At 45.6% G+C, this 14,081-nt stretch carries 11 protein-coding genes; 9 read left to right on the top strand and 2 right to left on the bottom strand.

Features of this window, described 5'->3' with window-relative positions:
• Nucleotides 1–59: 59 nt before the first annotated feature.
• From U2F10_RS28950 to U2F10_RS28910, 9 genes are all read left to right on the top strand, one after another.
• Nucleotides 60–1,841 carry a hypothetical protein gene (locus U2F10_RS28950; RefSeq protein WP_499874023.1) on the top strand — a complete coding sequence of 594 codons (1,782 nt, stop codon included), beginning with the start codon at nucleotides 60–62 and terminating at the stop codon, nucleotides 1,839–1,841.
• A 233-nt stretch (nucleotides 1,842–2,074) separates the two neighbouring features.
• Complete coding sequence (locus U2F10_RS28945) at nucleotides 2,075–2,782, top strand: TIGR02466 family protein (RefSeq protein WP_499874021.1); 708 nt, start codon at nucleotides 2,075–2,077, stop codon at nucleotides 2,780–2,782.
• A 7-nt stretch (nucleotides 2,783–2,789) separates the two neighbouring features.
• Complete coding sequence (locus tag U2F10_RS28940) at nucleotides 2,790–2,933, top strand: hypothetical protein (protein ID WP_163660650.1); 144 nt, start codon at nucleotides 2,790–2,792, stop codon at nucleotides 2,931–2,933.
• Nucleotides 2,934–3,062: 129 nt separating this feature from the next.
• Entirely contained in the window at nucleotides 3,063–3,293 is a 231-nt protein-coding gene (locus U2F10_RS28935; RefSeq protein WP_163702517.1) for a hypothetical protein, read from the top strand.
• A 10-nt stretch (nucleotides 3,294–3,303) separates the two neighbouring features.
• Entirely contained in the window at nucleotides 3,304–3,705 is a 402-nt protein-coding gene (locus U2F10_RS28930; RefSeq protein ID WP_499874020.1) for a type II toxin-antitoxin system VapC family toxin, read from the top strand.
• 143 nt (nucleotides 3,706–3,848) lie between these two features.
• A complete protein-coding gene (locus U2F10_RS28925) occupies nucleotides 3,849–6,968 on the top strand; it encodes a COR domain-containing protein (RefSeq protein WP_499874019.1) in 3,120 nt (1,039 codons plus the stop codon).
• Nucleotides 6,969–7,078: 110 nt separating this feature from the next.
• Nucleotides 7,079–8,281 carry an HhoA/HhoB/HtrA family serine endopeptidase gene (locus U2F10_RS28920; RefSeq protein WP_499874018.1) on the top strand — a complete coding sequence of 401 codons (1,203 nt, stop codon included), beginning with the start codon at nucleotides 7,079–7,081 and terminating at the stop codon, nucleotides 8,279–8,281.
• A 699-nt stretch (nucleotides 8,282–8,980) separates the two neighbouring features.
• Nucleotides 8,981–9,634: a hypothetical protein gene (locus tag U2F10_RS28915; RefSeq protein ID WP_499874017.1), complete on the top strand. Its 654-nt coding sequence runs from the start codon at nucleotides 8,981–8,983 to the stop codon at nucleotides 9,632–9,634.
• Nucleotides 9,635–9,825: 191 nt separating this feature from the next.
• Nucleotides 9,826–12,393: a glycogen/starch/alpha-glucan phosphorylase gene (locus U2F10_RS28910; protein WP_499874016.1), complete on the top strand. Its 2,568-nt coding sequence runs from the start codon at nucleotides 9,826–9,828 to the stop codon at nucleotides 12,391–12,393.
• 113 nt (nucleotides 12,394–12,506) lie between these two features.
• On the opposite strand, the gene pdxH is transcribed toward U2F10_RS28910, so the two are convergent.
• Both pdxH and U2F10_RS28900 read right to left on the bottom strand, forming a co-directional pair.
• The gene (pdxH, locus tag U2F10_RS28905) at nucleotides 12,507–13,148 is read right to left on the bottom strand and encodes a pyridoxamine 5'-phosphate oxidase (protein ID WP_499874014.1); all 642 of its coding nucleotides are present in this window, start codon (nucleotides 13,146–13,148) and stop codon (nucleotides 12,507–12,509) included.
• A 6-nt stretch (nucleotides 13,149–13,154) separates the two neighbouring features.
• Complete coding sequence (locus U2F10_RS28900) at nucleotides 13,155–13,922, bottom strand: class I SAM-dependent methyltransferase (RefSeq protein WP_499874013.1); 768 nt, start codon at nucleotides 13,920–13,922, stop codon at nucleotides 13,155–13,157.
• Between the last annotated feature and the right edge of the window lie 159 nt (nucleotides 13,923–14,081).

The following is a 14,081-nucleotide window of genomic DNA, read 5'->3' as shown; positions in this document are numbered from 1 at the left end:
CAATTTTGATTCTTTAAAAAATCAGGAGTCGGTAGTCAGCACCGTCTACCGTTAAACCCATGCACCTCGAACCACTGGTCGAAACCCATCAAGCATTATTAACAGAAGCACTAGAGATTGCCCGCTGTTTACGAAAACGTGGAGATTTCTCCAACGACACCTTTCACCAACGACAACAACAGCGACTCAAGAGTTTACATAACGAATTAGCCATCCTGCGTCGACATACCGTTCAGCACCAGGTACAAGCCATTGAGACTATTCCCACAGCTGTACGGCAGTCATTTGTCCGAGCAGCTTTGTTGAGCAAACGCTATTGCCAACTCGCTGGGCACCAATGGCAAGGGACATTATCTTCCCCCACGTTGAGCAAGCAAACTCCAGATAAGATTCCTCCTGCTCTAGAATCAGAGGCAGCTACCCTTGGCCTATGCCAACACTTTCAATTATCTGAACAAGAGCAACAAGAACTAAAAGACACATTAAAGCAGATCGATCAGCGCATTAAAGACCAAGCTGCCACTATTCAAACCGTATTACACAGTGTGGGTCTCGCCAGCATCAATGGTGCAGCCTCGATTCAGCTCAGTCGTATCCAAGCTACAGTGCTTTTCAAGCATCTCTTTGGCATTACACTGCCAGCCAACATTGTTGACATCATCTACACACCCCTGCAGATTTACTTTTGTCTGCCCACCGATCAGGCTGAAGTCTGGGCTGAAATCCCTACAGCAGAGCAACAACGCCTTTCTGAGCTATTCGAGAGAATGCAAAGCTTCAGCTTTGATCAATTTCGGCGCTTTCCCACGTTTGGCCCCTGTCAGCCTCAAAACATAGATATTGCCTGGGCTACCCCCATTGCCCAACAGTTAGGAGAATCTATAGACCACGTCATCGAAGCGTTATCCAGCTCGGTCAGTGTTCTACCCACCGCAAAAGCCGAAGCCTTTCTTATCCATGACATTTGGGGCCATTACTGGCAGCTAATGATGACCCAGTTTGAAGCAGACTATGCCAGTTTGGCCCATTGTGATGAACCTTTACGAGCCGGAGAAACAGCCTATACAGACAGTGGCCCAGTCACTTGCCGAGAGCTATTCTCCCCAGTGGCAGATGAAGTCACCTTAAATGAGAACAAGGCCCATGCCTTTTTCCATGGTGAGGTACGCCAACGATTAGGTCTGGTGTTCACCCATTTGATTGGGGAAATGATGGCGGATGTAGCTGAGTTTAAATTTATCTGGTGCAATCCCCATGCAAGCGATGAACTGCCTAGCTCATCGGCATTTAAGACAACTCCTGTCAAATTAGATCTGAGCCTAATCGATCTCGATTTCTTATTCATCAGAGTGATCAACCCTTTGATGAAAATCAACATTTCTGCACTGGAAACATCCTCCTTAGAACAGGATATTCTCTCTAACTGGAAGCATCAGGGCATCAAATCTTTTTCTTTAGAGTTACGCACCCATCTAAAACAAAAACTAAGTCGTCTCCATGAGATCTTTTTAGACAACTATCGTCAGCACTATTTATCCTCTCTCAAATCAAGCGAAGGGATCTTTTGCCAGGCTGCCACAAACCTGGTGTACCTACAAAACACAATCAACCATCTATGTGTCGATGCCTGTCGCGATGTCACCACATCCCTAGCCGATGAGTCTGCTGAGCAACCACTCTATCACGATCTGTTAATGATTTTTATTGGCTGCCATTGTTCCGGCGACGGCTATAGTCATTTCTGGCAGATGGATGCGGTATTGGCTCAGCATTTTCTGCCTTGCTGGCATTTATTGCAGGAGTGGATTGCAGGAGATGGGCAAGTAGTGAGTGATGAGTAAAGGGAGTAATAGTAAAGGGGGTAAAGAGTAGGTGTAACTGTCCCACATCTCCCGCTAGCTGAGCGAAGTCGAAGCTAAAACCCAGCCGATACATCCTTTTGACTCCACTCAAGGAACGCCTACAGAACTGATAAAGAGGCACTCTTCACCCTTCACTCTTCATCAAACCTCCGGTCAAAGCTGAAGTCTGATAAGCTACTCAATCCGGATACCTTTACCCTCGAAGCTAAAAAATGCCCGTTGATACCTGGTTTCCCCTCGCTGTTTACTATGAAGATCTACCAGACGCCACAGCCCATAAAAAGCAGCTGATGGATGCAGCATTACAGTTGGAAAAAGATGGCTACGAACGGCGGGCATTTCCTGAGATGGCCTGGACGGGGGACCTGCATGGAGCAGAACAAATCCATACTGACCCCCGATTTATTTGGATTGTGGGTCAGGTAGAAGTGCATGTGCAGAGATATCTGAAAGCGCTGGGTGTGGATCTAAATCAAATTGATCTCTATATTCAGCGGGCCTGGCCTGTGGTTTCTCGCCAACAACAAGAAGTGGGTTCCCATTGTCATAATACATCCCACATTAGTTCTGTGTATTATGTATCGGTGCCGAATTCAGGTAGTGATGAGGCGGGCAGCCTGGTGTTTTTTGATGATATGCGGCCCAATGAGGTGAGCCCTGGGTTAGGTAGTGAGAACACAAACATCATTGTAGATTGGAATGATTTAAACCAGGATCAGGCGATGTATGTGCCTGTGGAGGGGCGGTTGATTTTGTTTCCTTCAAAGCAGCGTCATGGGGTGACGATGAATCATACGGAGGGAGAGCGGATTTCGTTGTCGTTTGATATTGTGCTAGCGGCAAAACCGGGAAGTGCAGCTGGATCATATGAGTTTTTATTGCCGCCGCCGGGGCAATGGAAGAGATTTGGCAAGAAGTAGCGTTCCTATGGGTAAACGTTCCCTGAGCGGAGTCGAAGGGGATGTTGGCTTCGACTCCGCTCAGCCAACGGTATCTGCACGAGCCCTGTTCGATCGTTTCAGCTATTATCCGATATCAACCCAATCGATTAATTATCCAGAGAACCTTTAATGGCAGCGACTACAGATTTACAATCACATGTGCGGTGGCTTCGGTGATTTTCAGCATTCACAGTTAGTGAATGCTACGTCTACAATGGATGTAGGCCAATGACGACAGTCAGAATGGAGGGAACCCTACATGAAAACGATTCGTTTGAGATCCCATGTTAATGAATCCGGTTTGTTACAGGTTCAACTACCAGATCATCATAATGAAGAGGTTGAGATTCTGATTGTTTATCAACCGGTTCAGGCCACGCAAAAGCGTCAGTGGTCGCAAAAGTTTCTGGATCTGTTTGGTGCGTGGCAAGGAGAGCCTTTAGTGAGGGCACCACAAGGTAATCAGCCAGAGCGTGAGCCTCTGCTTTGAAGCGATAGAAATGATGCTCTACCTTTTGGATACCAACACCTGTATTGCGTATCTTAATCGCAGCAGTCAATTAGTTTATGAAAATTTGTTTGCGCAATCTCCTGATGATGTATGCATCTGTGATGTGGTTAAGTTTGAACTATATTACGGTGCTTACAGGAGTAAGCGTAAAACTAAGAACCTGGCAAACTTAAGAATACTATTTGCTGAGTTTGCAAGTTTACCCTTTGATGGCAAGGCAGCTGCAATCTGTGGTGCTGTTCGTGCTGACTTACAGGATAAAGGAACTCCTATAGGGGCCTATGATTTGCAAATTGCTGCAACTGCATTAGCAAACGAATTGAGTTTAGTGACTCACAATACCAGAGAGTTTGTAAGGGTACCAAATCTTAAACTTGTTGATTGGCAGTAGTTTGTCAGGTATGTAACACGCGCTGTTTGATCGTTTCAGTTGGTAGAGCTACATCACACACCGCCCATTAAAAATATTAGGGATACCTGGCAGCCCAGGGCTACGCCGAGTATCTTGGTAACGATACCGCCCCAAAGCCCCCTATGTCGTCAAAACCGCGCAGTTTTCTGGCCAGCCCTGAAGGCTTACAAAAGCTAGAAGCTGCTAAAGCTGAACTGAATCTGAGCTTTGCAGCCATTGCTAAACAGGCTGGCGTGAGTGCAGATACGGTAAGTCGGTTATTTCACCCGGAGCGGGGTAAACGGGTAAGTGAGGCAAGCCTGACAGCCATTGCTCAGGTATTGGCAGTAACACCAGAAGACATAGTTACTGCTGAAAAAATGTCACAGAAAGACGGGTTAGCTGAGGCCCAAAGACGCATTCAGGAAGCGATAGACAATAAAGCGACAGAACTGACCCTATCAGATTTAGAACTCACCTCGCTCCCCAAAGAACTCGGACGGCTAACCAGCCTGGTCCAACTTGACCTCTCCCACAATCAACTCACCTCGGTCCCCGAAGAACTCGGACAGCTTAACAATCTCACATCACTTTTACTTCACCAAAATCAACTCATCTCGCTCCCCAAAGAACTCGGACAGCTTAACAACCTCACATCCCTTTCCCTCTCCCACAATCAACTCATCTCGCTCCCCAAAGAACTCGGACAGCTTAACAACCTCACATCCCTTTCCCTCTCCCACAATCAACTCATCTCGCTCCCCAAAGAACTCGGACAGCTTAACAACCTCACATCCCTTTCCCTCTCTCACAATCAACTCATCTCGCTCCCCAAAGAACTCGGACAGCTTAACAACCTCACATCCCTTTCCCTCTCCCACAATCAACTCATCTCGCTCCCCAAAGAACTCGGACAGCTTAACAACCTCACAAGGCTTGACCTCAAACAAAATCAACTTACCTCGGTCCCTAAAGAGCTTGGGCAACTCGTCAGGCTAGAAAGACTTGACCTAGCTAAGAATCAACTAACAAAAATTCCAAGTGAATTGGGTCAGCTTACCCAGTTAGTAGGAATTGCCCTCGATCAAAATCAACTAACAAAAGTACCCAAATTTATTTCTCAACTAACGAATTTAGAAAGAATAGATCTCAATGAGAATAAACTTATATCTTTACCCAATTTTTTAGAACAACTTCCTAAGCTAGAAGCATTGTTGCTGCACGATAATGTGTTGCTAAACATTTCTAACGAGCTTTTAGGTCCGACATATCAAGAAGTTAATAATGGTGTAACTGCAACTAAACCAGCAGATATTCTCAATTATTACTTCCGCATACAGGCCGATTGTCAACCATTAAATGAAGCAAAACTTATTCTCGTCGGTTTTGGTGCTGTGGGTAAAACCTCTCTAGTGAATCGTTTGATTCATAACACATTTGACCCAGACTCCAAGAAAACCGAAGGCATCAACATTACTCAATGGCCATTAAAATTTAATCAGAGTGAGGATATCACCCTTCACGTATGGGACTTTGGTGGTCAAGAAATCATGCACTCCACTCACCAGTTCTTTCTCACTGAGCGCAGCCTTTATCTACTAGTGCTCAACGGTCGTCAAGGTCATGAAGATGCTGATGCCGAATACTGGCTGGAACTCATCCAAAGCTTTGGAGGTGATTCACCTGTCATTGTTGTCCTCAACAAAGTCGCAGAACACTCCTTTGACATCAACCGTCGCGCTCTGCAACAAAAATTCCCTACTATCCGTGAGTTCATCCAAACTGACTGTGATACGGAAATTGGCATCGATACTTTACGAGCAGCTATTGAACGAGAAACAGATCGACTAGAGCACCTGCGAGATCCATTTCCCGGCAGTTGGTTTGAGATCAAAAAACGCCTATCAGATATGGCCGCAAACTACATCTCTTTTGAAAAGTACCGAGAAATTTGTCAGGCAGATGGAGAACCTGATCCCAGTGCTCAGGATTCGCTAGCAGTCCATCTCCATAGCCTCGGCATTGCTCTTAACTACAGAAAAGATAGCCGTCTCCGTGACACCCATGTCCTCAATCCCCACTGGGTTACTAACGGTATTTATAAACTCCTCAATGATCACGACCTGACCAAAGCCAACGGTGAACTGGAAATTAACTGTCTCAACAGGCTATTAGATCCCAAAGACTATCCATTAGAACGCCACGATTTCTTATTGGGCCTAATGCGTAAGTTCGAGCTATGTTTTCCCTTCCAAGAGGATGAAAAGCGCTATCTCATCCCAGACCTGCTGGACAAACAACAACCCGAAGCAGCATCAAAGTTTGAACTGCCTGACTGTTTGAATTTTCGCTACGAGTACCCGATTTTGCCAGAGGGCTTGCTCCCCCGCTTTATCGTCCGCACCCATGTACTAAGCGACCATCAACTCCGCTGGCGCACAGGCGTTATCCTCAACTTCGAAGGTAATCAAGCCTTAGTTAAAGCAGACCCCCAAGCCAAATCCGTCAGCATCAGCGTCAACGGTCCCCTATCCAGTCGTCGTCGCCTACTAGGCATTATCCGGTCTGACTTTGACCGCATCCACAGCAACTTTAAGTTCACCCCCAAAGAACTGGTACCTGTCCCTGGCTATCCCAACATTACCGTCAGCTACAAAGATTTGCTGATACGAGAAAGTAAGGGTAGACAATCTTTTGAGGAAGTAGTGGGTGACGAGCTCATTGATCTCAATGTTCAAGATTTACTCAACGGTGTAGATATCGAAGGTAGTCGTCAGACCCCTACAGTAATGGAACACCGTGATCAGCCTATCAAACTGTTTTATAGTTATTCTCATAAAGACGAAACCCTTCGCAATCAGCTAGACACACACCTCAAAATTCTCCAGCGCCAAAAACTCATTCAACCCTGGCACGATCGCTGCATTGTTGCCGGTACAGACTGGGCTAAAGAAATTGACGACAATCTAAAAAGAGCAGACATTATCCTGTTATTGATTAGCGCTGACTTTATCGCTTCGGACTACTGCTACGAAATTGAACTTCAACAAGCGATAGAGCGTTATCAGGCTGGCAAAGCCAGGGTGATTCCTATTATTCTGCGCCCTGCCGACTGGAAAAATACACCATTTAGCGACCTCCAGGCATTTCCTACCAATGCCACGCCCATTACCTCATGGTCTGATCGCGATGAAGCCTGGCTTAATGTGGAAACAGCCATTAGAGATGCAGTTGAAGCTATTAAGGCTCAGCGGTATCGATGAGGTATTGGCTTCGGCTTCGTTCAGCCAACACGATATTGACAACCCGATGTCACAAGAATGTCACATCGACTATTTAAGCTGTGGACAACTGAATCAAACGTGTCCCAACCATGTCCCATTCGCATCCTCATACACCTAACCCGTCCCGCTCCTGGCAAGTCCTCAGCAGTCTCGTGATGGGAGCTGGCATAGCAACTGCCGGTAGCTTCTTGGCCTGGTCACCAGAGTCACCGCTGCGGCAAGAAAATCAAGTTGCCGTTGCCCAGACAGCTCCTGCAACGCCAGCCATTGCCCCAACGGCAAACCCTAACTTTATTACCGATGTTGTCACTGACGTCGGCCCTGCCGTCGTGCGTATCGATGCATCACGCACCGTCAGTCAAAGGATTCCAGATGTTTTTAATGATCCTACATTTCGTCAATTCTTTGGGGGACGTTTGCCTCAGGGAAGTCAAGAACGCACCGAACGCGGTCTGGGATCAGGCTTTATCATCAGCGATGACGGCAAAATTATTACCAATGCCCATGTGGTCGATAGCGCTGATACAGTGACCGTCACCCTGAAAGATGGTCGCATTTTGGATGGTCGAGTGCTGGGTAGTGACCCTGTAACTGACATTGCAGTGATTAAGGTCGATGAGCGCAATCTGCCTACTGTCCCCCTGGGTAACTCAGATCAGCTGCAACCAGGGGAATGGTCCATTGCCATCGGCAACCCCCTGGGCCTCGATAACACGGTCACAGTGGGCATTGTCAGCGCTGTCGGTCGTTCTAGCAATCAGGTGGGTGTACCTGATAAACGGGTGGAGTTTATCCAGACCGACACAGCGATTAATCCAGGAAATTCTGGTGGTCCTTTGCTAAACCAACAAGGCGAAGTCATCGGTGTGAATACAGCTATCATCAACGGTGCCCAGGGATTAGGGTTTGCCATCCCCATCAACATGGTGGAACGGATTGCGACGGAACTCGCTGACACTGGCGAGGTCCAGCATCCATTTTTGGGCATTCAGATGATTACCCTGAGTCCAGATGTGAAAGAGGATATTAATGCTAATCCCAATAGTGGTCTAACCGTAGAAGAAGACACCGGTATCTTGATTGCTCGGGTACTGTCAGATTCCCCCGCAGCCAGCAGTGGTTTAAGGGCTGGAGATGTGATTACGGCGATTGACGGGCAGGCTGTAGACGAATCGGCAGAGGTACAACGGATCGTCAGCAATGGCAAGGTAGGTCAGCAACTCACCCTTGAAGTGAAAAGGAATGGCGCAGTTAGAACAATTAATGTCAAGCCCGAGAACCTACCTCAATAAGATAAATGCAGGATGAGAAGGTTCTATCGGATGCTGTCTAACGAGAGAGAATCTGCTGCCAGGAGGTACCAGCACTAAGTTTTACTGTAGGGGTAGTATGGCAAACGGCTGCATGCATACATGCAGCCGTTTGTTGCGTACATAGCTGTTGCCATTTAAGCTTTCAGCAACAACTGATGTTTTGAATTATGTGCGCCAAGCTATATTTTATTTTTGGCAGTTGCAATCGCTCTTATCTACCAGGGTACTGAGCTACCAACCTACGCCTCTAATCTTACCCAGTAAGCTCTCAACCACTTGCAATTGCATGCTCCCCTAGCTGGACTAGCATGCACATCACTACGTAAACTGACTGGGGTAGCACAAGATAATACCCCCAGAATTAACGCTTCATAATGTCAGGGGATCAGTACGCCACATCAAAGTTTTTTGTATCTGTAACTTGCAATACGTTTTAACACATTGTACAACTTTAGATGTTAAGCAAAACGCACTAATTAATATCCAGTTATCCAGATTGACCAGTTAGAACCAAGGTACAAAGTGACGATTTAGCCTTGGCAGGTTAGGAAACGCCTCAGTTCTTGAAGTTACAGCCCTCATTATTACTAACATTTTCAATTCACAGTCTGACTTCGAAGAGAGACTTTAGTTTGGTCTGCCACCATCCGTCATAGCCTACAGCTAGTATTTTTGATCATGTCTATCTTGTTTGATGCTTCCTTAGTTGCATTACATAGTCAGCACTCCATTCAAAGCCAAGACTTATGGGAAATTTGTGCTTTTGCTCATAGTGAAGGCGTAGACGATAATTTCTCAACTTATAGTTTTGACGACTTCCTCGGACTCACCGTCCATCTCTTTATTACAACTCAAGCACAGCAAGTTCGCCAACAACTTGCATTAAAGTTGCACAAGTTTGGTAGCGCCATTGTCTCGCCTCTCATTAAAACGTTGCATCAAATGCAAACACAGGAAGAAATTCAGCTCTTAGTTCAACAAAGTCTAGACAGACTAGCACCTCATGCTCTAATAATTGGCTTAAGCCAATTATTAGAGCATGAGGTTGACAATACCTTCAGAACTACTGCAATGCAGAGACTCATGGACTTGATCCATGCTGGCGATCAGACTGTTCTTTTAGTCTTGCCCAAATTGGTGTCTACAAAAACATGGCGTTTAGTTAAGTTGCAGCAGCTCCAAGAAATACCCTATCCCATATTCAACAAAGGATATCAAAACCAGGTTTTCTCTCCTCAAATTAGTGACCCCATCATTCAAAACCAACAGTCTTGTTCTACAGAAAAGAAAAACGATAGTGACAATAAGTTTAATTTATGTAGAGTAAAATAGTAGACTTTTGTTACTGCCAAGCCTGAAACGAGACGCAAGGAATTACTGTATCACTAGTTTTGTTTTAGGCTGCAAAGCTTAAGACTCAATAAAACTGTGTCTTAAACAACACATTTTTTGCGTGTTATTTGATCTGATTAAATTAGTAGCAACCCTAGAGAGCTTTCATTTTGGAAGCTTTGTGAATTCCTATGAGCGATTCTCTCAAAACTCAATCTGCCGAGATCACCACACCCCTTTCAGAAAATCGCACAGGTATCACAGTTGAAGTATTGAAAAAGGCTTTTCTGGACAGCCTCTTTTTTGTCCAGGGAAAACCCGTTGCCTTAGCAACTCAGCATGACTATTACATGGCTCTGGCACATCTCGTGCGCGATCGCATGCTCTATCGGTGGAATAGCACGGCAGAAAGCTATACCCAGGATCGGGCTCGTACGGTTTGCTATTTTTCGGCTGAGTTTTTGATGGGTCCCCACTTGGGCAATAACCTGATCAACATGGGGATTTACAATCAAGTTAAGCAAGCCATAGAGGAGCTGGGGTTAGATTTTGACGCATTATTGGCCCAAGAAGAGGAACCAGGCCTAGGTAACGGTGGCCTAGGACGACTGGCGGCCTGCTACTTGGATTCTCTAGCCTCTCTGGAAATACCTTCGTTAGGCTATGGCATTCGGTATGAGTTTGGCATTTTTCACCAAGAGATTCGTAATGGTTGGCAGGTAGAGCGCACTGACAAATGGTTACGCTACGGCAACCCTTGGGAAGTAGCCCGCCCAGAATGGGCCATGGAAGTCAAATTTGGAGGACATACTGAAGCCCATGTGGATAACAAAGGCCAGTATCGGGTTCATTGGACGCCAGACCGCGAGGTTTTAGGAATTCCCTACGATACCCCCATTCTTGGTTACCAGGTAAATACCGCAAATACGCTACGGCTGTGGAAAGCGGAAGCAATTGAGTCCTTTGATTTCGCTGTATTCAACGAGGGTAATTATTACGGTGCCGTTGAAGCAAAAGTGTCTTCGGAAAATCTCACCAAGGTGCTCTATCCTAACGATGAAACCTTGGCTGGTAAACAGCTACGGTTAGAGCAGCAGTATTTCTTCGTCTCCTGCTCTTTACAGGATATGTTTCGTATTTTAAAGGGACAAAATATTCCTGTTGAGAAGTTTCCTGAGAAATTTGCGATTCAGTTGAACGATACACACCCTGCGATCGCATCTGTAGAACTCATGCGTCTACTGGTGGATGAGTACCACATGGATTGGAACTTAGCCTGGGAAACCACCCAAAAGACCCTGGCCTATACCAATCACACCTTAATGCCTGAGGCCCTAGAAAAATGGTCAGTCAGCCTCTTTGGCAAGCTGCTACCGCGTCACCTGGAAATTATCTATGAAATCAACGCCAGATTTCTAGAGCTTGTCCGCATACGATTTCCTAAAGATACAGCTCGCCAAGCTCGGATGTCCCTAATCGATGAAAGTGGCGAACGCTATATCCGCATGGCAAACTTAGCCTGTGTCAGTAGCCATACCATCAATGGTGTGGCAAAACTCCACAGCGAATTGTTAAAGCAGACCGTCCTCAAAGACTTCTACGACCTATTTCCAGAAAAGTTTTGCAACATGACCAATGGGGTTACCCCCCGTCGCTGGATTGCTCTGAGTAACACCCGTTTAACTCAGATGATTAACCAACATATTGGCGATAACTGGCTCAAAAACTTGGGTGAGCTACAGCAGTTGGAATCTTTAGCCCACGATGCTGCATTTCAAGAAGATTGGAGAAAGATTAAACAATCTGCCAAGCGAGATTTATCCAGTCGTATTCATGATCAATTTGGCATTCTGGTAGATCCCGCCTCCTTATTCGACGTCCAAGTGAAACGTATCCATGAGTATAAGCGTCAGCATTTGAATGTGTTGCACATTATTACTCTGTATAGTCAGCTCAAACAAAATCCCAACTTAGAAGTTACACCGCGCACATTTATCTTTGGGGGTAAAGCAGCTCCGGGATATCACATGGCTAAGCTGATCATTAAACTGATTAACTCAGTGGGGAATATGATCAACAAAGATCCTGATCTGCATAATCAATTACGGGTGGTTTTCTTACCCAATTACAATGTCACCAACAGCCAGAGAATTTATCCAGCCTCTGACTTATCAGAACAAATTTCCACCGCTGGATTTGAAGCGTCTGGCACTGGCAATATGAAGTTCGCCATGAACGGTGCTCTCACTATTGGGACATTGGACGGTGCTAATGTTGAAATTCGGCAAGCCGTAGGAGAAGACCATTTCTTTCTATTTGGTTTAACGGCTACTCAGGTCACTGAGCTGAAAGCTAAAGGCTACAATCCTCGGGATTATTATGAAGCTAATCCTTATTTACAGGATGCTATCGACCTGATTGCTTCGGGCCATTTTTCCCAGGGAGATACTGAACTGTTTAGACCCATCCTAAATAAATTGCTGACCGAAGATCCTTTCATGCTGATGGCTGACTATCAGTCTTATGTTGATTGGCAACAGGTTGTTGGTCAGACCTATCGTGACATAGAAGATTGGACCTATATGTCCATTGTAAATTCTATTCGCATGGGTAATTTCTCTTCAGATCGCTCTATCCAGGAGTATTGTCAAAATATCTGGAAGGTTGCTCCATCGCCTATTAATTTTGATAACTATACTAAGTCAGGGCATGGCGGCGGCGGAGAACTGGCTTGTAAGTTAAGGAGCGATCCAGCATAGCAAACAGTGTTGCAGGCCCCCCTTTTGATTAAAGAGTCAACCCTACAGAATTACGGGGGGTTGGGGGCCTGGATAACGGGTAACTTCTTTACCAGAAATGTCCCAAGAATCCTTTAAGGAGCTAACCGTTTAACCTGCCAGCTAGAGGGGTCTTCTGTAAGCGAGTATGCAAAGCGATCATGCAATCGATTGGGTCTGCCCTGCCAAAATTCAAATCGACTGGGAACAACACGGTAACCACCCCATGCTGAAGGTAGGGGAACCTCTTGGTTCTGAAACTTGCGTTTCATCTCATCCAGCTTTAGTTCTAGAACCTGACGAGACGAGATAACTGAACTTTGTTGTGAACACCAGGCACCTATTTGGCTACCCCGTGGGCGTGTGGCAAAGTATTTAAAGGATTCACCTGTGGAAACCTTGACAGCACGTCCTGATATGCGCACCTGCCGTTCTAGGGCAATCCAGAAAAATAAGAGGGACACGTGAGGATTTTCATCTATGTGATGTGCTTTTTGACTTTCATAGTTAGTAAAAAACACAAACCCCTGGCGATCAAAATATTTGAGCAGCACCATCCGTTGTGACGGTTCACCAGCCGCCGATACTGTTGCAAGACTCATGGCATTAGGCTCTGGTACATCGCTCTCACAAGCTTGCTGAAACCACTTTTCAAATTGATTAAAGGGATCTAAGTTGAGGTTTTCTCGTCTGAGCCCTTCTCGAATATATTCTTGTCTTAATTCACTAACATCCATGCTGCTTTATGGTTTCTTCCCAAGTATCCAAATCATAAAAGGACTTGCCATGGATTGAAAGTCTCCATAGAAATAATCTCCATATAGCGCTAACACTTTAAACCCGGCATCGCTGAGCATGCTCTCAAATGTCTCCTTTTCAAGCACACTAAACTGAATATCTATAAATCTTTTAGACTGAAGAATACCATACTGATTATAGGTTTCAATAAACTGGAGACCATGGACAACTTTATTCTCAGGATCATAGGTCTCCATAGCCCAAAGCATTAGTGAGCCTGCTCCATTGGGCAGGGGTGGACGGGCTTTTAACTTCAATCTACCATCGACTGTCTTCAACCTAATTTTGGGGTTATGCAGTGAACAGATAAACTGCCCATTTGAGGATAGATGCTTATGGATGCAAGCAAGTGTTCGCTGTTGAGCAATTGGAGAAATGATCTCTGCAAACGATTGAAACGGCAACAAAATACGGTCAAATTGTTTACCTAGATCAAGGTCACAAACATCACCAGTGTGCAGCGTCGCAGAGAAGCCTCGTTGAACAAGCTTTTGCTCTAGAACGGCCAGCATTTCAGGGGACTTATCGACACAGGTAAGCCTCAGTCCTGCCTCAATCAGTGGCAGGGAAATCCGTCCTGTACCACACATGAGCTCCAAAACTTCTGACGATACACCTTTAACTTGGTCAAGCAAAAAAGGAATATCTAGGGTCGTTTGAACATAATTATCGTAAATATCTGCGACATCGGCATACTTAATGGGTTGAGTCATCGATCCAGTACTCCATTTGAACTCAGTGACGATTGCTAAGCCATCATAGTTTGCGTCTGCTGAAGATCGCAGCACACTCACATATCATCAGTGGAACACACGTCTAGACGAATAGAAAAGGTTGCTTATACCACCTCTTTGAACGCACGGCTAAATAAA

Source organism: Leptothoe sp. EHU-05/26/07-4 (assembly GCF_043421015.1).
Classification (GTDB): domain Bacteria; phylum Cyanobacteriota; class Cyanobacteriia; order Phormidesmidales; family Phormidesmidaceae; genus Leptothoe; species Leptothoe turfae.
Note: the sequence above shows the minus strand (reverse complement) of the source record. Positions and strands in the feature narration are given on the sequence as shown.

Bases quoted from the DNA above. Each gene is read 5' to 3' on its own strand.
- U2F10_RS28950 (WP_499874023.1), top strand. From the start codon at position 60: ATGCACCTCGAACCACTGGTCGAAACCCATCAAGCATTATTAACAGAA.
- U2F10_RS28945 (WP_499874021.1), top strand. From the start codon at position 2,075: ATGCCCGTTGATACCTGGTTTCCCCTCGCTGTTTACTATGAAGATCTA.
- U2F10_RS28940 (WP_163660650.1), top strand. From the start codon at position 2,790: ATGGGTAAACGTTCCCTGAGCGGAGTCGAAGGGGATGTTGGCTTCGAC.
- U2F10_RS28935 (WP_163702517.1), top strand. From the start codon at position 3,063: ATGAAAACGATTCGTTTGAGATCCCATGTTAATGAATCCGGTTTGTTA.
- U2F10_RS28930 (WP_499874020.1), top strand. From the start codon at position 3,304: ATGATGCTCTACCTTTTGGATACCAACACCTGTATTGCGTATCTTAAT.
- U2F10_RS28925 (WP_499874019.1), top strand. From the start codon at position 3,849: ATGTCGTCAAAACCGCGCAGTTTTCTGGCCAGCCCTGAAGGCTTACAA.
- U2F10_RS28920 (WP_499874018.1), top strand. From the start codon at position 7,079: ATGTCCCATTCGCATCCTCATACACCTAACCCGTCCCGCTCCTGGCAA.
- U2F10_RS28915 (WP_499874017.1), top strand. From the start codon at position 8,981: ATGTCTATCTTGTTTGATGCTTCCTTAGTTGCATTACATAGTCAGCAC.
- U2F10_RS28910 (WP_499874016.1), top strand. From the start codon at position 9,826: ATGAGCGATTCTCTCAAAACTCAATCTGCCGAGATCACCACACCCCTT.
- pdxH (WP_499874014.1), bottom strand. From the start codon at position 13,148: ATGGATGTTAGTGAATTAAGACAAGAATATATTCGAGAAGGGCTCAGA.
- U2F10_RS28900 (WP_499874013.1), bottom strand. From the start codon at position 13,922: ATGACTCAACCCATTAAGTATGCCGATGTCGCAGATATTTACGATAAT.